This is a genomic window from Thermosulfuriphilus ammonigenes, assembly GCF_011207455.1.
GTDB classification, from domain to species: Bacteria; Desulfobacterota; Thermodesulfobacteria; order Thermodesulfobacteriales; family ST65; genus Thermosulfuriphilus; species Thermosulfuriphilus ammonigenes.
The window spans coordinates 218,370-237,062 of record NZ_CP048877.1 but is presented as its reverse complement, the minus strand read 5'-3'; the positions used below and the strand labels follow the sequence as shown (position 1 = coordinate 237,062).

The following is an 18,693-nucleotide window of genomic DNA, read 5'->3' as shown; positions in this document are numbered from 1 at the left end:
ATTTTTTAGCCTTGTCAAAATACTTGATTGTGAAACCAAATTCTCCTATTAGGAATTGAGATTCTTAAAAACTTAAAATCAGCTTTTGGCATTAATATTGAATATGTAGCATAAAATAAACAGGTTTATTATATAAACATAGTTAATTTGATTACGAAAATTAAAAAGATAGCAAGTATTTTGAAGCTCAAGGTCTGATTGGTAAAATTTCTTAAACATACCTTTTTCAAGATGAAGAAACGCATAATTCTAAGTTTTTTAGGCGTATTTCTCTTCTTTAGTGTGGCTATAGGGGCCGCCTTCTATAACCTCCTCTTCCTTTCCTCCAATTTAAGGTATCAACTTAAGATTCATGAGGTAGAAAGTCTCCGTCAGAATCTTTTAATACATTTTCAGAATATTCAAAACAATTTATATGAATTTAGCTTCAAAGAAAAAAGACCAAACAAGATATCATTTGATTTAGAAGAAATAGATGGAATCATTTTGGAATGTAAAGGGTGTCATCATCAGCCAAACACCAAAAGAAAAATTCAACATATAGAAAGAGAATTTCAAAATTATAAAGAAAGAATAAATAAAATCATAAGTCATGAAGAAATCAAAACCGAAGAGATTAAAGAAATAATATCTTTAGGGCAAGATATTACAAAACATGTCCATAATATAATCCACAAAGCATCGATAGATCTACATAAAAAGACACAAACTTTAATATCTACCATCAAGAAAACTATTAAAGATTTAAGTATTATTTTAATAATAAGTTTAATTTCTGCTCTCCTGGTAGCAAAATATCTAACGACTAGCATTATATCACCAGTAAAAGATTTATTGAAGTCCATAGAGAGTATCGAAAAAGAAGATTATACTCCAAAAGACTTCCCACTATATGAAGATGAATTTGGGCAGATATTCAAGGCTATAGATAAAATGAGGTCATCATTGAATGAAAGAGATGTAAAAATAAAAACATACTTAAATAGATTGTATAATCTACATAAATTAACCATATTAATTCATTCGAAGTTAGACAAAGAATATATAATCGAAAGATGTCTGGAGGAGTTAAAAGATCTTACTGAAACCCAGCTTTGGGGTATAGCCATTAAGGGTTCTCCTTATATGCTCCGTTTAAGAAGCCAGGAAGGCAGAGAGATCAAGATATCTATACCTCCTCAGACTCTGGAGGGCGCCTGGTCCAAAGGTCAGGGGAAACCCCTTGTCTGCCAAAAAGATGCGGCCACCAAATGGCCTCTAGGATCCCTTCCCCCGGATTTTGAACTGAAGAACTTTCTGATTCTCTGGCTGATGACCAAAAGCAGGGTCTTGGGGGCTTTGGTCTTTATCAATCATCCGCAGGGCTTCTCTGAGGAGGAGATTAATCTTTTTGGTATTCTGGCCAGCAGTATCTCTGTGGCCCTGGAAAATATCGATCTTTACACTGATCTTGAGGATAAGATTAAAGAGCTCAATGCCACCCAGCGTCAGTTGGTGGAGGCCGAAAAACTTACGGCTATCGGCACCCTCACCAGTGGTATCGCCCACGACTTCAACAATGTCCTCTGTGCCATAATGGGTCATATTTCTATCCTCAAAGAAAGCCCCCACCTGGACAAGGGCGAGCTTCGGGCTCTGGAGACCATAGAGCGGGCCGCCGAGAGAGGGGCAGAGTTGAGCCGTCGTCTTCTGTCTTTCGCCAGACAGCGAAAGTGGGACTTTAAACCCCTTGATGTCAACCAATCAGTCAAAAATGTGGTTGATCTTCTCAAACATACTATCGATCGGCGTATCCGTATAAGGCTTGAGCTTGAAGAACTGCCCCCGATAAAGGGAAGTTCCACTCAACTGGAACAGATGATCATGAACCTCTGTCTTAACGCCTGTGAGGCCATGCCTGAGGGAGGGATTCTTTCTTTGATGACCTCTCTCGTCTATATGGATGAGAACAATCCTGTAGGGGTTCGGCCAGGTCGATATGTTCATCTGGTGGTAGCTGATACCGGGCAAGGGATGGACGAGGAGACCTTGGCCCACATCTTTGAACCTTTTTTCACCACCAAAGAAGGTCGGGGGACAGGGCTAGGGCTGGCCATGGTGGCCAACGTTATTCATGAGCACGGAGGCCACTGTCAGGTAGTAAGTCGTCTCGGTCGGGGAACCGCGTTTCATATCTATCTTCCGGTGGACGAAGGCCAGAAAGCAGAGTCCCCTTCTCCTAAAGAGGTAACGCTGGCCAAAGGGGCTCGAGCTCGGGGATTCATTCTGGTGGTGGATGATGAAGAACCTATTCGGGAGATGCTAAAGACCATTCTTGAGCGGGCCGGCCACAGAGTGGTTACTGCCGCCAATGGTCAGGAGGCCTTAGAGGTCGCCGATGAGGAGGGGCAAAACCTGGATCTGGTTATTCTGGATATAAATATGCCTCTTCTCAGCGGCCGGGAGGCCTTTAACCGCCTAAGAGGAAAAATTCCCGGGGTAAAGGTCCTTATCGCCAGCGGTCTTGATCTTGACCCCCGCATGGATCCCCTCCTCAGGGAGGCTGATGGTTACCTCAGAAAGCCTTTTTACCTGGACGAACTTTTAGCTAAGGTCTCAGAGATTCTGGCCTCAGAGTAGGCCGGGCTCTGGAAGCCAAAAATAAAAAAGGGGGCACCCCGGCCCCCCTAAGTAAGATATTTTCAATAAAAACTATTTTCTCCGGCGACCAAAGCCAGCCAGACCAAAGAGACCTGAGCCAACAAGCACCAGGGTGGCAGGCTCTGGAAGAGCCACTTGGGCCAGCCGGTACTCCTCATATACCGGAAGTGTTCCTCCTCCAGGCAGGGAGTAGCTTCCCTCTATAATGAAAGCGGCAAAATCCTGATATGGAGGATAGTCTTCGGTGATAAAGGCCCAGTCAAAGGAGAAGGTCTCTCCAGAGGCAAAGCTCATCCCTGAAAGGTAAAGAAGCGAACCGTCTGTTCCCCCTAAGGCGCTGGTGGAAACCCCGGTGTCGCCGTCATAGGAGTCAAGAAGGGCCATGTAGCTTCCCTCGGTGGGAGTATATGAGGCAGAAGGATTTATGGGGCTGGTAAAGCTAGTAACCACGCTGGTCACTCCTAAAGGGATGTAACCTGTAAAATCTCCCAGCTCAAAACCTGTGTTGCCCGAGGGGCCGGCACTAAGGTTGTCTAGGAGAAGGTAGGAAGAAACAACGGTGTCGCCATAGTCGCTGACCAGAAAGGTCAAATCTCCACTAAAGTCATAGAGAAAGGTGAAGGAGAAGGTCTGCCAGCCAGTGTCTCCCCCGGCAGGGACGTAAATTGTGGCCCTGGCCGGGTTGATACCGGCTAAAACCAACAGAAAGACCAGAGACATCAGAGACAAAAACCGCTTCATGCATCAACCTCCTCTATAAAATTCTATAATTTGCGAGAGCCTTCATTATGCAAGTGGCAGGCCATCTTATGTATGGTGCCTCTTTTAAAAAGAGGCCACTTTCTCATAAATAAAAGGCCAAGTTCTGGATGGAGCTTCGGGAAAATGTTTTCCACTTGAGAAAGATTTTTCTTCCGAGAAAGAAATTTCTTTCTCGTCCTTGTCATCCTCTTAAGATCTGGTACCAGAAGGGGCCATGGACGAGGACATTTATTTTATGAAAAAGGCCCTCTCCTTGGGGCGCCGGGGGCTGGGGCGCACCAGTCCCAACCCCCCGGTGGGGGCGGTGGTGGTTAAGGAGGGGAGGATCATTGGCCGGGGTTACCATCCTCAGGCCGGTAAGCCCCATGCCGAGGTCTATGCCTTGGCTCAGGCTGGCGAGGCGGCTCGCGGAGCCACCATCTATATTACCCTTGAGCCCTGTAATCACCATGGTCGCACCCCCCCCTGTACCCAGGCTATTCTCCGGGCTGGTATCGCTCGGGTAGTGGTGGCCTTAAGAGACCCCAATCCCCAGGCCGCCGGGGGGCTTGAATTTTTGCGCTCCCACGGCCTTGAGGTCAAAAGCGGGGTTTTGGCCGAGGAGGCCTTAGAGCTTACCCGCTTCTTTATTAAAGCGGTCACTGAAGGACGTCCCTGGGTTTTGGCCAAGGCGGCCATGAGCCTTGATGGCCGTATTGCCACTTACAGGGGCGACTCAAAGTGGATCACTGATGAGAAGGCCAGGCAAGATGGCCATCGCTTAAGGAAGACTTTAGACGCCATCGCCGTTGGAGTTGGCACCGTTTTGGCTGATAACCCCCGGCTTACCTGCCGTCTTCCCCGGGGGCGTGATCCCCATCGGGTCATCTTTGATACCCATTTAAGAACACCCCCTTCGGCCAGGATTCTGGCTGCCGATTCCCCGGCCAGAGTCTTTATTATCTGTGGTCCTGAGGCCTTGGCGGTCAAGGAGAAGGCCCTTCGGGATCGAGGAGCCGAGGTCATCAGGGTTCCTCTTAGGGCCGGGCGTCCTGATTTACTCCAGGCCTTAACCGAACTTAAAGATCGAGGGATCCTTTCCCTTCTCCTTGAGGGCGGGGCTACCCTCCACGGGGCCTTCTTCGACGCCGGTCTGGTGGATGAAATTGCTTTTTATTATGGTCCGGTGGTCATCGGCGGGAGCCAGGCCCCGGCAGCAGTGGCTGGCCAGGGGGCCGGAAGCCTGGGGGAGGCCTTCTGGCTTTCCCGGATAAGCACCAGGCGTATAGGCAAATCCCTTCTTGTTCGGGGATATATCCGCTCTCTTAAAGACTGGCTAAGGGATCTTGAGGGCCGCAACAAGAATATCTTTAGCCTTTGAGAAGACAAAAATTTCATTCTGGGCTAAAATAGGCTTCAGCCGTTTGAGAGAAGAAGATGTTTACGGGGATTATTGAGGGTCTAGGGGAGATAAGAGGGCTGGAGAGGTCAGGAGGGGGGCTTAAAATCCGCCTTATCCCCCCATTTTCTGCCCAGGAACTTACACTTGGTGAAAGCGTAGCTGTAAACGGGGTCTGTCTTACCGTAACCCATATAGATGGCCAGACGGCAACCTTTGACATCTCGCCAGAGACCATCTCTCGAACCACCCTGGGGGGCCTTAAACCGGGAGACAGGGTAAATGTCGAACGGGCGCTTAGGGCCTCAGATCGGCTGGGAGGGCATATTGTTAGTGGTCATGTGGATGGTGTTGGCCGGGTACTTTCTCGTCGTTCTCAGGGAGATTTTCTATTTTATGAGGTCCAGATTCCCTCTGAACTCTCTCGCTATGTAATTCAAAAAGGCTCTATTGCTATAGATGGTATAAGCCTTACGGTAAACGATATCCGCGATCACCGACTCTCTTTGGCCATTATTCCTCATACCGCTAGCCTGACAACCATCGGCTACCGTCAACCAGGAGATCTGGTAAACATTGAGGTAGATATTATTGGTAAGTATATCGAAAAGCTGCTCTCTCCTTGGAAAAATAGCACGGCTATAGATCAAGAGTTTCTTAAGCAGCACGGATTTTTCGACTAAAGGAGCCTGCCATGCCCATCCATACCATAGAAGAGGCTATTGAAGAAATCCGAGCCGGGCGCATCATTATCGTTGTCGATGACGAAGACAGGGAGAACGAAGGCGACCTGGTTATGGCAGCGGAGAAGGTCACTCCGGAGGCCATAAACTTTATGGCTCGCTATGGTCGGGGGCTCATCTGCCTCACCCTGACTCCAGAACAGGTAGAAAAGCTGGAACTACCCATGATGCCGGCCAGAAACCATGCCCGTTATGGGACGGCCTTTACTGTTTCTATTGAGGCCCGCCACGGGGTGACTACCGGCATCTCAGCCCACGATCGGGCTCGGACTATCCAGGTGGCCATTGCCGATGAGGCCGGCCCTGAGGATATCGTCACCCCGGGACACGTCTTCCCCATCAAGGCCCGAAAGGGAGGGGTTTTGGTGCGAGCCGGCCACACTGAGGCCTCAGTAGATCTGGCCAGGTTGGCCGGCCTTAAACCGGCCGGCGTCATATGTGAGATAATGAAAGACGATGGTACCATGGCCCGGCTACCGGATCTGGAACGCTTTGCCGAGGAGCACGGGCTTAAGATTGTCACCATCCAGGATCTTATCGCCTATCGCCTGCGTACCGAAAGCTTTGTTCACCGGGAGGTGGAAACCAGGCTCCCTAATGACTTTGGGCAGTGGCGCCTGGTGGCCTACACCAACGACATTGATCCCCATACCCACGTGGCCCTCATCATGGGAGAGATTGATCCTGACCGGCCCATTCTGGTTCGGGTTCATTCCGAATGTCTCACAGGGGATGTCTTCGGCAGTCTCCGTTGCGATTGTGGCCCTCAACTTTGGCGGGCCATGGAGAAGATCGCCCAGGAGGGCCAGGGGGTTCTTCTTTACATGCGTCAGGAGGGACGAGGTATCGGTCTGATCAACAAGCTTAAGGCCTACGTTCTTCAAGACCACGGTAAAGATACGGTGGAGGCCAATGAGGCCCTGGGATTTAAGGCCGACCTCAGGGATTATGGTATCGGAGCCCAGATTTTGCGAGATTTGGGCGTAAGGAAGCTTAGACTGCTGACAAATAATCCCCGCAAGATCGTCGGCCTGGAGGGCTATGGCCTGGAGGTGGTGGAGAGGGTTCCCATTGAGATCCCGCCACACAAGGAAAATATCCGTTATCTTCGTTGCAAGAGGGAGAAGTTGGGGCACCTTCTTAGCGTGGTTTCTGATTACTAAGACCTCGTTGGCTCGGACACACTATTGGGGTATAAAGGGCGGGCAAAAGTTTTTCTATCGGGAGGTAGGATGTCTTATCAGAGATTCGAAGGAGATTTTCAGGCCAGGGGGCTCCGTTTGGCTATCATCGTGGGGCGGTTTAACGAATTCATCTCCGGGAAACTGCTTGCCGGGGCCCTAGACGCCCTAAAACGCCACGGAGCTCGGGAGGAAGATATAGATGTCTTTTGGGTTCCGGGCTCCTTTGAAATCCCGCTGGTGGCCAAAAGGCTGGCCACCTCCGGCCGCTACCAGGCCCTTGTCTGCCTTGGGGCCATCATAAGGGGGGCTACCCCCCACTTTGAGTATGTGGCTGCCGAAGCCAGCAAGGGTATTGCCCAGGTGATGCTGGAGACCGGAGTCCCTATTGCCTTCGGTGTTCTGACTACTGACACCATTGAGCAGGCCATAGAACGGGCCGGCACCAAGGCCGGCAATAAAGGCTTTGAGGCGGCCATGGTGGCCATAGAAATGGCCAACTTGCTCCAAAAGATTCCCTCCTAGAGATGAGTGCCAGACGTCGGGCCCGGGAGGCGGCCCTCCAAATCCTCTACGAAATGGAGATCACCGGAACCTCCCCTGAGGAGGCCCTCTCCTCCTATATGGAAACTTTTGCTGTCCGTCCAGTGGCCAAGGACTTTGTTCGGGAACTGGTCTTGGGGGTCTGGGCCCGGAGGGAGGAGATAGACTCTATTATTCAGAGACATTCCCGTAACTGGCGTCTGGAGAGGATGGCCTCCATTGACCGCAATATTCTGCGGATCGCCACCTATGAGCTTTTGTTCCGTCCGGATATCCCCCCCAAGGTGAGCCTCAATGAGGCCATCGAACTGGCCAAGAGGTTTGGTAGCGAGGAGTCGGCCTCCTTTGTCAACGGGATCCTGGATGCTATTTACCGGCAGGAGCTGGGCGGGATGAGCCGGGCGGCCAGAGTTTCCTGAAGAACTGCTTTTCGGTGAGACAGAGGAGGCGATGAGCATGGCTAAGTCAAAAGCGTATAAGTTTGAAGAGATAGAGGAAAAGTGGCAGAAAAGGTGGGAAGAGGCCGAGATTTTTAAGGTCTGTGAAGATCCCGCCAAAGAAAAGTTTTATGTCCTGGAGATGTTCCCCTACCCTTCAGGGCGTATTCATATGGGGCATGTGCGCAACTATACCATCGGAGACGTCATCGCCCGTTTTCTCCGTATGCAGGGCAAGAATGTTCTTCACCCTATGGGCTGGGATGCCTTTGGGCTCCCGGCAGAGGGGGCGGCTATAAGGCATGGGACCCATCCGGCCAAGTGGACCTACGAAAACATCGCCTACATGAGGCAGCAACTGCGTCGTCTGGGATTCTCCTATGACTGGTCTCGGGAACTGGCCACCTGTGACCCTGGTTATTATCGCTGGGAGCAGCTCTTTTTTATTGAAATGCTGGAAAAGGGCCTGGCTTATCGTAAGAAGACTTTGGTCAACTGGTGCGAAAGCTGTCAGACGGTGCTGGCCAATGAGCAGGTTATCGAGGGGGCCTGCTGGCGCTGTGACAGTCAGGTGGTCCAGAAGGAGATGTGGGGCTGGTTCTTAAAGATTACGGCCTACGCCGAAGAACTCCTGGAGGATCTGGAAAAACTCAAGGGGGGCTGGCCGGAGAAGGTTATTCTCATGCAGAAGAACTGGATCGGCAAGAGTGAGGGGGCGGAAATAGAATTCCCCGTGGAAGGCCGTTCGGAGAAGATCAAGGTCTTTACCACCAGGCCAGATACCCTCTATGGGGTGACTTTCATCTCCTTGGCCCCAGAACACCCCCTGACCCTTGAGCTGGCCAGAGAAAGCGGCCGAGAGGCCGAGGTGAGCGCCTTTTTGGAGAGAATGAGGCGCCTTGACCGTCGCCGTCTTCTGGAGGGAGATTTCGAGAAGGAAGGGATATTTCTGGGAGCTCATGCCATTCACCCCCTGACAGGGAAAAAAGTCCCTATCTTCGCCGCCAATTTTGTCCTCATGGAGTATGGGACCGGGGCGGTGATGGCTGTGCCGGCCCATGATCAGAGGGACTTTGAGTTTGCCAAAAAATATGGGCTTCCCATCGTGGTGGTCATCACCCCTCCCGGTGAGGAACTTCGTCCTCAGGAGATGACCCAGGCCTATGAGGCCCCGGGGGTAATGGTCAATTCCGGGCCCTTTACCGGTCTGGAAAGCGAAAAAGGAAAGCGGGAAGTTGTTAAATACCTGGAGGAAAAGGGGGTTGGCCGGGCCAGGATCACCTATCGTCTTAGAGACTGGGGGATATCTCGCCAGCGCTATTGGGGGGCCCCTATCCCGGTGGTTTATTGTCCGGAGTGTGGGATTGTTCCTGTCAGGAAGGAGGGTCTTCCGGTGGAGTTGCCCCTGTCGGCCAACCTGGATCGAAGCGGTCGCAGTCCACTGGCCGAACTGGAGTCTTTTGTGAAGACTAGCTGTCCTCGTTGCGGTTCTCCGGCCCGGCGGGAGACCGATACCATGGACACCTTTGTGGAATCATCTTGGTACTTTGCCCGCTACTGTTGTCCTGACTACCATGAAGGCCCCCTGGATAAGACCCGGGTAGACTATTGGCTCCCGGTGGACCAGTACATAGGAGGGATTGAACACGCTGTTCTTCACCTCCTCTATGCCCGTTTTTTTACCAAGGTCCTCAGAGATCTGGGGTACCTTTCTATAGATGAGCCGTTTAAACGCCTTCTTACCCAGGGTATGGTTCTTAAGGAGACCCACCGTTGTCCGGTCCACGGTTGGCTTTATCCTGAGGAGGTTTCTCCTGAGGGGCGTTGCCGTCGGGAGGGTTGTGGCGCTCCGGTGGAGTTTGGCTCTCCAGAGAAGATGTCCAAGAGCAAATGCAACGTGGTTGATCCTGGAGAGATGATCAAACGCTACGGGGCGGATACGGTGAGACTTTTCATGCTCTTTGCCGCCCCTCCAGAAAAGGACCTTGAGTGGAGCCAGCAGGGTATAGAAGGAGCTCACCGCTTTCTTGTCCGGATTTTCCGTCTGGTGGCCGAAAACAGAGATGATCTTCTGGCCGCAGGTGACCTGCCCACCAAACCTTCTGCTGACCTGCGCTCTCTGCGTCGCAAGACGCACCAGACCATCAGGAAGGTTACGGAAGACATCCAGGATCGGTACCGTTTTAATACGGCCATTGCCGCCATTATGGAGTTGACCAACGAGATATCGGCCCTGCTCAACCGCAAAGATCGGCCAGAGGGCTTCTGGCCGGTGGTTCGGGAGGCCTTAGAGACGGTTGTTGTCCTTCTCTCTCCTTTTGTGCCCCACATATGTGAAGAACTCTGGCACCTTCTTGGGGGGAAAGGTTTTATCCTTGAGAGGCCTTGGCCAGGATACGACCCGCAGGTGGCCACGGCGGAAGAGATAGAGATAGTTGTTCAGGTAAACGGCCGGGTGAGGGGGCAGGTGCTGGTTCCAGCAGAGGCCTCTGATGAGGAGATAAAAGACAAGGCCCTCTCCCTGACCAATGTCAGGAAGTATCTCGAAGGCAAAAGTCTCCGTAAGGTGATCTATGTTCCTAAGAAACTGGTCAATATTGTGGTTGGTTAGCCTGTTTGTTCTTGGTTGCGGCTATCACTTTGCTGGTACAGGGTCAAACCTCCCTCCCTGGATAAAAACGGTCTATGTAGCCACCTGGGAAGATCGCAGTCAGGAGGCTGGTTTTGGGGCCCTGATAGCCACAGAAATACGCAATCAATTTGAGAGGGGAGGGAAGCTCAGGCTGGCCCCCGAAGATAAGGCCGATGTGATCCTTACCGGAGAGATAGTCTCCCTTGAGCAAAGGGGGCTTTCTTATCAAAGTTATGCCCAGGGAGTAGAAAACCGGCTTATCCTCAGGGCCCGGGCCAGGCTTACCTCCCGCCGAGATGGGAAAATCATCTGGGAAAACCGTTCTCTTTATCGAGAAGAGACCTATGCCACCGGCTCTCAGGCTGATAAAGAACGAATTTTAGAGAAGATGGCCTATGATTTGGCAGAGATGATTTATCACCAGATTATGGAGTATTTCTAAGCGGCCTGTTGCTTGGTTGCTTTAAGGTTGTTGACCTTGGCGGCCAGACGGGAGATCTTCCGACCAGCCTTTTTCCAATGAAGCACCCCCTTGGAAACGGCCCACTGGATAGTGCTCTGAGCCTTGCGAAAGGCGGCCTCGGCCTCCTCCACCGAACCTTTGTTAACAGCTGCCAGCACGGCCTTGCTGACGTTTTTAACCCTCGTTCTTATAGCCTTGTTGCGCAGACGTCTTTTCTCAGATTGCCGGGCCCGTTTTTTGGCTGAAGGATGATTGGCCAAGGTAACTCCTCCTTGTTTAGTTGCTTTATTCTGGTCGGCAGCCTATATAATACAGGCCGCAGGCGGTGTCAAATATGACCGACTTGAAAATTTATCTAGAACAGCTCTTTCAGACAAACATCTGGGTCAAAGCCGTCTTATATCTTTTGGGCTTTTTTGTTTTAGGAAAACTGGCTGATCTCCTCATTGACCAGGTCTTAAAACGATTGGCCCAGAGGACCTCCTTTTCCTTTGACGATGAAATCCTGGAGCTTGTCCATCGTCCGGTCTTCTGGACAATAAGTCTCCTTGGCCCCGTATATGTCCTGGACCTTCTGACTCAAGATAGGCTTGAGGCCTATCTTCTGGCCGCCATAAAGACGCTCATCGCCCTTATCTGGTGGGTAACGGCCCTCCGGTTTATCAACTGGCTGACAGAAAAAAGACTTCTATACCTCATTGCCCAGGGACGCATTGGTCGGGATATACTTTATCTCTTTAAAAACCTCCTCCGGGCCATTGCCGTTATCGTTGGCTTATTGGTAATCCTTTCCATCTGGAAGATAAATTTAACCCCTCTTTTTGCATCCGCAGGCATTGCGGGGATTGCTCTGGCCCTGGCGGCCAAGGAGACGTTGGCCAACTTTTTTGGCGGGATAAGCATCTTTATTGACCGAACTTACCGGGTGGGAGACTACATTATTATTGATTCTGGTGAGCGAGGAGAGGTGGTAGATATTGGCATCCGCTCTACCAAGATAAAGACGAGAGATGATGTTCTGATTACGATCCCCAACTCCATTATGGCCAACTCCAAAATCATCAATGAAAGTGCCCCGGTGCCCCGCTTCCGCCTCCGGGTGCCGGTAGGAGTAGCTTATGGAAGCGATCTTGATCTAGTGGAGAGGGTTCTTTTGGAGGTGGCCCACCAGCATCCCCGGGTGGTCAAGGATCCGGCTCCCCGGGTAAGACTTCGGGCCTTTGCTGACTCCTCCATCAATCTGGAACTCCTGTGTTGGGTGGAGGAGCCGGCCTTAAAGGGCCTGGCCCGTCATGAGCTTATCAAGGCCATTGATCAGGCCTTTGCCCGGGCAGGAATAACCATCCCCTTCCCCCAGCGGGACGTCCATCTTTTTGTAAGGCCTGAAGCCAGCGAAGATCTCTTAAAAGGTCCTCAAATCGACTAGAAATAGCCATTTCTTTAGGTTATGTAATCAACTTCCCCTGCCGATATTAGGTGGGAAGATCCAGCCTATGGAGGAGGTTCTCTATGAGAAAGGTTCTCTGGTGCTTTGCGGCTCTTATGGTGCTTCTTGTAATTGGTAGCGGGGTTGAGGCCTTTGATGAGGCACCGGCAGCTCCTCCAGACAAAGAGATACTTCATCTTTCAGGACGCATCCTTGACAATCATAAAGAGCCAGTAGATGAGGCCGAGATCAGGGTCTTTATCAATGGCCAGCTTCAGAAGGTCCGCAAAGGGGCTCACGGGCATCAAGTGCTGGAATACTTCAAGAGCGAGAGCGACGGCAGTTATCAGGTGGTTATCGAGGTCCAAAAGGGGCTCTTGCCTCAGGCCGAGATTGAAATAGACATCTTCAAACCCAGTTTTAAGGAAGTCCGGGTCAAGATTCCCCAAGACCACCTCGCCTACAACGGCCAGCACTACTTTGCCGTAAAGGACGTCATCTTGGAAAGGAGTCTCGGGCCGGCCTTCTGGATCTCCACCGTAGTATTTCTCCTGGCCTATATTCTTATCAGCTTTGAACTCCTCCACCGAACAGTAGCCGCCATGTTGGGGGCGGCCATTATGCTTGTCATCACCTATACCGTGGGGGTCATTAACCCCCAGTATCATATTATCTCCTATGAGCGGGCTATCGCCGCCATCGATATGAACGTCATCTTCCTCCTTATGGGGATGATGATCATCGTTGGCATCCTTAAAAACACCGGGGTCTTTCAGTGGTGTGCCTACAAGAGCTACCAGATGGCCCGGGGTAATGTCTTTGTCCTCTGCCTTATTTTGACTACCTTTACGGCCATCTCTTCGGCCTTTTTAGATAATGTAACTACCATGCTCCTTTTAACTCCGGTGACTATAGAAATAGCCCTTTCCCTGGGCCTTAATCCGGCGGTTCTTTTGATTCCAGAGATTCTGGCCTCCAATGTAGGTGGCACCTCCACCCTTATTGGAGACCCACCGAATATTATGATTGGCTCCTATACCGGCCTCACCTTTATGGATTTTGTCATCAATTTGGGGCCGGTGGTGGCTATATCTATGATTGTTCTCTATGGTTTCTTCAAGGTTTACTACGGCCGGGAATATAAAAAGGCGACCATCACCGATGTCGAGGCCCACATCGCCAAGCTGCGAGAGGAGTATCGTATTACTGACGCCACCCTTCTTACCGTGGGTCTTATCATCATGGCCGTGGTTATCTTCTTCTTTATCACCCATGGCATTTGGCATATGGAGGTCTCTGTGGCCGCCCTTTTTGGGGCCTCATTGCTTTTTACCTACGGCATCGTTACCAAGCGGATCAAACTCCTGGAGTTAGTAGAAAAAGACATCGAATGGACGACTCTCCTGTTTTTTATCTTCCTCTTCATTCTGGTGGGGGCGGTGGAGGAAACCGGTCTTTTGGCCATTATTGCCGATTGGGTCCTTAAGCTTTCCCACGGCAATCTGGTGGCAGCCATTTGCCTTATCCTTTGGGTTTCGGCCATCATGAGCGCCTTTGTAGATAACATCCCCTTTACGGCCACTATGCTTCCCATCACGGCCTATCTTACCCGGGTCATTCCAGGGGCCGAAAACAATGTCCTCTGGTGGGCCCTAGCCTTAGGAGCCTGTTTCGGAGGAAATGGCACCATGATTGGGGCCAGCGCCAATGTGGTCACCCTGGGGATCGCCGAAAGCGCCGGTTACCCGGTCAAGTTTTTCGAGTACATGAAGGTTGGTTTTGTCTATATGGTTATTAGTGTGGCCATCAGCAATATCTGGCTGCTTATTTTCTATTAAAGGGGTGAGCATATGAGAGTCTGCACCATAGAGAAGGTTCTTCTTCCTATAGATGGCAGTCTTCCCAGCAAAAGGGCCCTAGAGTTTGCCGCCTGTCTTCTTTCTCCCTTTAAGGAGAAGGTTAAAAGGGTCACCCTGATTCACGTTTTAGGCGGGGGCTATCTTTCCAGCCATATGGCCAATATTGATATCCGGGCCGAGATCCTAAAAGAGACCGCGCAATTCAAACGCCTAAAGGAGCAGTATCTAGAGAAAAATATCAGGCCCATGTTTGCGGAGGCCAAAGAAACCCTCCGCTCTCTGGGCTTGACTGTTCCGGTAGAGGAGGTGGTCCTTGATGGCGATCCGGCCCGGGAGATCGTCAATTTCGCCAAGGAAAATGGCTACTCCACGATTATTATGGGGCGCCGGGGGCTTTCTCCCCTTAAAGAATTTGTCTTGGGGAGCGTTACCCAGAGTGTCATCCACCGGTCCGGGTGTCACACCACCTACGTCGTAGGCCAGAAGGTTCTGGTAAATGGTTGCCCCATCCCTCGGGTTCTTATCCCCATAGATGGCTCCCCCAACTCGCTGGCGGCGGTAAAGGAGGTGGCCTGTCTGGCGGAGATCGCCGGCAGGGGCTGGATCGAAGAGATAGCTCTCCTCCATGTCATTGATATCGCCCTGGGAGAGAGGTTAAACGACGGTCAACGTTTAGAGGGGGAAGACATCCTGGCCACAGCCAGGGAGATTCTCCTTGAGGCTGGTATCCCTGATGAAATACTAAAAAGAGAGGTTCGTCTTGGCCGGCCGGCGGAGGAAATCGTTCGCCTAGCCGAAGAGGGAGGGTTTAATCTGGTTGTCATGGGGCGCCGCGGTCGCTCCCATATCAAAGAGTTTGTCCTGGGGAGTGTCAGCGCCACCGTTCTTCACCGGATAGTCAATCCCACCCTGGCCTTAGTGTGTATGGAGGATTAGTCCTTTAATCGCTTGAGAAGATAGGCCAGGCCAAAAAGGATACCAGAGAAGAGGACAATCGTTCCTGAGGCGGGCCAGTCAAACCAGAAGGCCAGAATCAAGCCGCACAAGACGGCGATAAAGGAGGTGGCCACCGCGATACCGATGGCCCGGAAGAAGCTTTTTCCCAGAAGCAATCCGGTGGCCGCCGGCACAACCAAAAGGGCCGAGACCAAAAGCAACCCTACCACCCTCATCCCTACTACTACGGTGGCGGCGGTCAAGACGGCCAAAACGGCATCGAGCCTTCTGACCGAAATTCCGGCTACCCGGGCACAGTCTTCGTCAAAGGTGGCGTAGATAAGCTCGTAGTAAAAGAGAACAATAAGGGCCAGACTGAGAAGAGACAGGGCCACGGCAGTGCCCATCTCCAGACGGGAGATGGCCAAAATATTGCCAAAGAGATAGCCAAAAAGGTCAACATTAAAATGGCGCGAAATACTGGCCAGGATAATGCCACCAGCCATTCCCAGACTGGAGAGAATACCAATAATGGTGTCTCCATAAAGCCCGGCCCTCTCCCTTACCCCCAAGATGATCAGGGCTGCTATTGCGGCCACTGCCAGGGTAACCGGTAACGGAGCAAGGCCCAGAAAGAGGGCTACGGCCACGCCGCCGAAGGCGATATGAGAAAGACCGTGGCCGATCATGGCCTCCTTGCGCAAAAGAAGAAAGACTCCCAGTAAGGCACAGGTAAAGGAAAAAAAGACCCCGGTCACCAGGGCCCTTTTGACAAATCCGTAGGTAAAAAGGGAAAAGAAGGTCAAGGTGTCCATTAGTGCCGATGAACTATGATGTGATCCTCCCCGGCAATAAGCTCTCTTATCCGGGGAGAACTGCAAAACTCTTCGTGGCTTCCATGAAAATATAGACGTCGATTAAGACAGGCCACTTTGGTCACAAATCGGCTGACCACAGAGATATCGTGGGTAACCATAACAATAGTCAGGCCTTTTTGGTTTAGCTGGTTAAGTAGGCCATAGAACCGGTCCTGGCCCCGGGCATCTACCCCGGCGGTGGGTTCATCCAAAAAGAGGATGTCCGGGGCACTAACAATGGCCCGAGCAATAAGAACCCGTTGCTGTTGTCCGCCAGACAGCTCACTTATCCGTCTCTCCCCATGGGGGGCCATTTCTACTGTCTCCAGGGCCTTTTTGATGGCTGGTCTATCAGCCCGACCAATCAGGCGGGGAAAGCGTTTTCGCGAAAGGAGGCCCAGGGAGACGGCCTCTTCCACCGTTAGGGGAAAGACGGGGTCAATCATATGGGCCGCCTTCTGGGGTACATATCCCAAACGATACCAATCATGGAAGTGACGAAGGTCTTGACCAAAGAGAAAGACTTCCCCTTCTGTAGGTTCAAGGAGTCCGAGGATGATCTTAATAAGAGTGGACTTACCGCTTCCGTTGGGGCCAATAATGGCCAGAAAATCTCCTGGCTCTATGGTTAAACTGACCCTCTCAAGCACCTGAAGATGACCGTACTTAAAGGAGACCTCTTTAACTTCCACCAGCGGGGCCATAATAGTTGTGGAAGGTAACAATCAGGCCTCGCTCCGTAAAGAGCGAGAGAAAATGTAAGAGAGAAATTTATAGACCAGTCTGGCAGCCAGAAAGTCCGGGGCTACCTGGCCGGCGATAGGGGCCAGCTCAACCACATCAAAACCCACTATCTGAGTAGTTTGAGAAACACTTCTGAGGATGGTGATGACTTCAAACCAGCTTAGCCCTCCTGGTTCTGGCGTGCCCACAGCCGGCATGATGGCCGGGTCGAAGACATCGCAGTCTATGGTTACGTAAAGGGGACGTCCGGCCACCTGAGAGACGATCTGCCGGGCCACCTCCTCTCCCCTGCCGACCACCTCCCGGGCCCAGTAGGGACGCAGGCCCCTTTTTTTAAGCCAGAGGGCCTCCTCCCGGGAGAGACTGCGCAACCCTACCTGAATAAAAGGACAAATTTCGGCCACCCGGGCCATAACACAGGCATGGCTGAAGGAGCTTCCCTGATAGGTGTCTCTGAGGTCAGCGTGGGCATCCAGCTGGAGAACGACCAGATTGGGGGTAGTCTCAATAGCGGCTCTTATAGCCCCCAGAGAAACAGTGTGCTCCCCTCCCAAAATTACGGGAAACTGCCCGGAGGCCAAGATCCCACTTACGGCCCGATAGACCTCCTCCACCATAGCCTCCGGCCCTGTGGCCACGGGCTCAAGTTCCGGATGGGTGGCAATCCCCAAACGATAGACCTCGGTTTCCGTCTCTTCGTCATACCACTCAAGATACCGGCTGGCTTCGATAATGCGGGCCGGTCCCTCTCTAGTGCCCGCCCGATAAGAGGCGGTAGCATCATAGGCTACTGGCAAAATCACTATGCCAGCCCGCTCAATGTCGGCTAGAGGCTCCGGGAGCCCAAGGAAGCGATAGGAGAGCATTTTTCAAGATTATCTTGCTGGAGAGGCCCTCTTATCGGGGCCTCTCCTTTTAAACAGTGAGCTGACTTCTCTCGGCTCTGATGAACCGTTCCACCGTGCGGATAGAGCGAGGAAATTCGTGGCCTCGATCCAGGAGCTTAACCTCACTTTTCTTGATATCAAAGATCCTGGTGACATCCCGGATGGCCTTATCTACATCAAAGTCCTTGCAGGAAAAGATGTCCAGGCTCAGGTAAAGCTTTTCTGGAAAGGTATGGATACTGATGTGGCTTTCAGCGATGATGACAAAACCGGAGATCCCCCAGTCTTCAGGCACCGGTGCGGCATACTTGAAAACATAGGGGGGCATGATCTTGGTCATCTTGATCTCGGCCGGATAGTTGCTCAAAAAATCGTAGATGAGATCGATGTCCATCAGTTTTTCCCGATCACAACCATAGCCATCTAGCATCAGATGCTGGCCGAAGCCGTACTCGATCTTCTCCATGGCAATCCCTCCTCAGATGTTTTTCTTCGGCACTCCGGCCGCTAGCCTCGGCCTCAAAAGGCCGCTCCCAAAATTAGAAGGTCGGTGGGGAGACGACCCAGATGATCTGGGCAACCACCCGACCGCAATTTTCCAGAAAGTGGCGCCGATTGGCCCGAAAATAGAAACAATCCCCTTTGCGTAGTTTGGTAATTTTCTGGTCCAGGTGCAAGGCCACCGTGCCCTTGAGGACAAACCCGAACTCCTCGCCCTCGTGAGACCCATCCTCTCTGGTGCGCTCTCCAGGGGCCAGGGTTACCAGGACCGGGTCCATTTTTTTTTGAGACTGGGGTACCAGTATCTCCACCCGGCAGCCAGGGTGGGAGTCCGCCGTCTCCAGGCGATCGTTGCGGCGAAAGACGGCCCGTTCTTCACCATCTTCTTTGAAAAAGGAGGCCAAGTCCTCCCCCAGGACATCCAGAATCTCCTTGAGCGTGGGGATTGACGGATAGGTAAGATCTCGCTCAAGCTGAGAAATATAGCCCTTGGTCAACCCGGCACGATTAGCCAGCTCCTCCTGGGTAAGGGCATTGGCAATTCTCAATTTACGCAGTCTTTCACCGATTCTCAGGCTCATAAAATCTCTAAACTGTTGGTTTAGTTTTACTTCGCGCGCCTCATATAAAGGCATTCCCTGGGCTTGTCAAGCGCAAAATGAAACAAATTGACGCCTCCGTGGAAATCGGGTATTTGGTGCTGG

Annotated in this window: 18 protein-coding genes; 11 read left to right on the top strand and 7 right to left on the bottom strand. The window is 51.7% G+C overall.

What is annotated here, in order from left to right:
• Positions 1-231 precede the first annotated feature (231 nt).
• A complete protein-coding gene (locus tag G4V39_RS11415; RefSeq protein WP_343041968.1) occupies positions 232-2,619 on the top strand; it encodes an ATP-binding protein in 2,388 nt (795 codons plus the stop codon).
• Between the two features lie 72 nt (positions 2,620-2,691).
• Here the strand turns inward: G4V39_RS11415 and G4V39_RS01095 are convergent, their stop codons facing one another.
• A complete protein-coding gene (locus G4V39_RS01095; RefSeq protein ID WP_166031176.1) occupies positions 2,692-3,381 on the bottom strand; it encodes a PEP-CTERM sorting domain-containing protein in 690 nt (229 codons plus the stop codon).
• 235 nt (positions 3,382-3,616) lie between these two features.
• Here G4V39_RS01095 and ribD point away from each other — a divergent pair, with 235 nt between their 5' ends.
• The 7 genes from ribD to G4V39_RS01060 all read left to right on the top strand — a co-directional run bounded on the left by ribD (position 3,617) and on the right by G4V39_RS01060 (position 10,758).
• The gene (ribD, locus tag G4V39_RS01090; protein WP_166031175.1) at positions 3,617-4,762 is read left to right on the top strand and encodes a bifunctional diaminohydroxyphosphoribosylaminopyrimidine deaminase/5-amino-6-(5-phosphoribosylamino)uracil reductase RibD; all 1,146 of its coding nucleotides are present in this window, start codon (positions 3,617-3,619) and stop codon (positions 4,760-4,762) included.
• A gap of 56 nt (positions 4,763-4,818) precedes the next feature.
• Positions 4,819-5,463, top strand: a complete 645-nt coding sequence (locus G4V39_RS01085) for a riboflavin synthase (protein ID WP_166031174.1) — start codon at positions 4,819-4,821, stop codon at positions 5,461-5,463.
• Positions 5,464-5,474: 11 nt separating this feature from the next.
• Entirely contained in the window at positions 5,475-6,686 is a 1,212-nt protein-coding gene (locus G4V39_RS01080) for a bifunctional 3,4-dihydroxy-2-butanone-4-phosphate synthase/GTP cyclohydrolase II (RefSeq protein WP_166031173.1), read from the top strand.
• 69 nt (positions 6,687-6,755) lie between these two features.
• The gene (ribH, locus tag G4V39_RS01075) at positions 6,756-7,229 is read left to right on the top strand and encodes a 6,7-dimethyl-8-ribityllumazine synthase (protein WP_166031172.1); all 474 of its coding nucleotides are present in this window, start codon (positions 6,756-6,758) and stop codon (positions 7,227-7,229) included.
• A 2-nt stretch (positions 7,230-7,231) separates the two neighbouring features.
• On the top strand, positions 7,232-7,666 hold the full coding sequence (nusB, locus tag G4V39_RS01070) for a transcription antitermination factor NusB (RefSeq protein WP_166031171.1): 435 nt from the start codon (positions 7,232-7,234) through the stop codon (positions 7,664-7,666).
• Positions 7,667-7,703: 37 nt separating this feature from the next.
• Positions 7,704-10,295 (top strand): leucine--tRNA ligase, encoded by a 2,592-nt coding sequence (gene leuS, locus G4V39_RS01065; RefSeq protein WP_181494234.1) that lies wholly within the window; start codon positions 7,704-7,706, stop codon positions 10,293-10,295.
• Complete coding sequence (locus G4V39_RS01060; protein WP_166031169.1) at positions 10,282-10,758, top strand: LPS-assembly lipoprotein LptE; 477 nt, start codon at positions 10,282-10,284, stop codon at positions 10,756-10,758. Before leuS ends, G4V39_RS01060 begins: the two co-directional genes overlap by 14 nt.
• On the opposite strand, the gene rpsT is transcribed toward G4V39_RS01060, so the two are convergent.
• Positions 10,755-11,039 carry a 30S ribosomal protein S20 gene (rpsT, locus tag G4V39_RS01055; RefSeq protein WP_166031168.1) on the bottom strand — a complete coding sequence of 95 codons (285 nt, stop codon included), beginning with the start codon at positions 11,037-11,039 and terminating at the stop codon, positions 10,755-10,757. The genes G4V39_RS01060 and rpsT overlap by 4 nt on opposite strands.
• 74 nt (positions 11,040-11,113) lie before the next feature.
• On the opposite strand from rpsT, the gene G4V39_RS01050 reads away from it, so the two are divergent.
• The 3 genes from G4V39_RS01050 (at position 11,114) to G4V39_RS01040 (ending at position 15,000) form a co-directional block, all read left to right on the top strand.
• Positions 11,114-12,205, top strand: coding sequence for a mechanosensitive ion channel family protein (locus G4V39_RS01050; RefSeq protein ID WP_166031167.1), 1,092 nt, complete (start codon positions 11,114-11,116; stop codon positions 12,203-12,205).
• A gap of 83 nt (positions 12,206-12,288) precedes the next feature.
• Positions 12,289-14,043, top strand: a complete 1,755-nt coding sequence (locus tag G4V39_RS01045; RefSeq protein WP_166031166.1) for an ArsB/NhaD family transporter — start codon at positions 12,289-12,291, stop codon at positions 14,041-14,043.
• A gap of 12 nt (positions 14,044-14,055) precedes the next feature.
• On the top strand, positions 14,056-15,000 hold the full coding sequence (locus tag G4V39_RS01040; RefSeq protein ID WP_166031165.1) for a universal stress protein: 945 nt from the start codon (positions 14,056-14,058) through the stop codon (positions 14,998-15,000).
• Here G4V39_RS01040 and G4V39_RS01035 read toward each other — a convergent pair.
• From G4V39_RS01035 to G4V39_RS01015, 5 genes are all read right to left on the bottom strand, one after another.
• A complete protein-coding gene (locus G4V39_RS01035; RefSeq protein ID WP_166031164.1) occupies positions 14,997-15,815 on the bottom strand; it encodes a metal ABC transporter permease in 819 nt (272 codons plus the stop codon). The genes G4V39_RS01040 and G4V39_RS01035 overlap by 4 nt on opposite strands.
• On the bottom strand, positions 15,815-16,582 hold the full coding sequence (locus G4V39_RS01030) for a metal ABC transporter ATP-binding protein (protein WP_246169695.1): 768 nt from the start codon (positions 16,580-16,582) through the stop codon (positions 15,815-15,817). Before G4V39_RS01030 ends, G4V39_RS01035 begins: the two co-directional genes overlap by 1 nt.
• Positions 16,583-17,467 (bottom strand): agmatinase, encoded by an 885-nt coding sequence (gene speB, locus G4V39_RS01025; RefSeq protein ID WP_166031162.1) that lies wholly within the window; start codon positions 17,465-17,467, stop codon positions 16,583-16,585. It abuts the gene before it with no gap.
• Between the two features lie 49 nt (positions 17,468-17,516).
• Positions 17,517-17,954: an adenosylmethionine decarboxylase gene (gene speD / locus G4V39_RS01020; RefSeq protein ID WP_166031161.1), complete on the bottom strand. Its 438-nt coding sequence runs from the start codon at positions 17,952-17,954 to the stop codon at positions 17,517-17,519.
• Positions 17,955-18,027: 73 nt separating this feature from the next.
• A complete protein-coding gene (locus G4V39_RS01015; RefSeq protein WP_166033029.1) occupies positions 18,028-18,564 on the bottom strand; it encodes a helix-turn-helix domain-containing protein in 537 nt (178 codons plus the stop codon).
• Positions 18,565-18,693: the final 129 nt, after the last annotated feature.

What these genes read in the sequence shown, in the direction of transcription:
- G4V39_RS01035 (WP_166031164.1), bottom strand. Translation starts at nt 15,815, where the DNA reads ATGGACACCTTGACCTTCTTTTCCCTTTTTACCTACGGATTTGTCAAA.
- G4V39_RS01080 (WP_166031173.1), top strand. Translation starts at nt 5,475, where the DNA reads ATGCCCATCCATACCATAGAAGAGGCTATTGAAGAAATCCGAGCCGGG.
- leuS (WP_181494234.1), top strand. Translation starts at nt 7,704, where the DNA reads ATGGCTAAGTCAAAAGCGTATAAGTTTGAAGAGATAGAGGAAAAGTGG.
- ribD (WP_166031175.1), top strand. Translation starts at nt 3,617, where the DNA reads ATGGACGAGGACATTTATTTTATGAAAAAGGCCCTCTCCTTGGGGCGC.
- G4V39_RS01045 (WP_166031166.1), top strand. Translation starts at nt 12,289, where the DNA reads ATGAGAAAGGTTCTCTGGTGCTTTGCGGCTCTTATGGTGCTTCTTGTA.
- ribH (WP_166031172.1), top strand. Translation starts at nt 6,756, where the DNA reads ATGTCTTATCAGAGATTCGAAGGAGATTTTCAGGCCAGGGGGCTCCGT.
- G4V39_RS01085 (WP_166031174.1), top strand. Translation starts at nt 4,819, where the DNA reads ATGTTTACGGGGATTATTGAGGGTCTAGGGGAGATAAGAGGGCTGGAG.
- speB (WP_166031162.1), bottom strand. Translation starts at nt 17,467, where the DNA reads ATGCTCTCCTATCGCTTCCTTGGGCTCCCGGAGCCTCTAGCCGACATT.
- G4V39_RS01040 (WP_166031165.1), top strand. Translation starts at nt 14,056, where the DNA reads ATGAGAGTCTGCACCATAGAGAAGGTTCTTCTTCCTATAGATGGCAGT.
- G4V39_RS01095 (WP_166031176.1), bottom strand. Translation starts at nt 3,381, where the DNA reads ATGAAGCGGTTTTTGTCTCTGATGTCTCTGGTCTTTCTGTTGGTTTTA.
- speD (WP_166031161.1), bottom strand. Translation starts at nt 17,954, where the DNA reads ATGGAGAAGATCGAGTACGGCTTCGGCCAGCATCTGATGCTAGATGGC.
- G4V39_RS11415 (WP_343041968.1), top strand. Translation starts at nt 232, where the DNA reads ATGAAGAAACGCATAATTCTAAGTTTTTTAGGCGTATTTCTCTTCTTT.
- nusB (WP_166031171.1), top strand. Translation starts at nt 7,232, where the DNA reads ATGAGTGCCAGACGTCGGGCCCGGGAGGCGGCCCTCCAAATCCTCTAC.
- G4V39_RS01050 (WP_166031167.1), top strand. Translation starts at nt 11,114, where the DNA reads ATGACCGACTTGAAAATTTATCTAGAACAGCTCTTTCAGACAAACATC.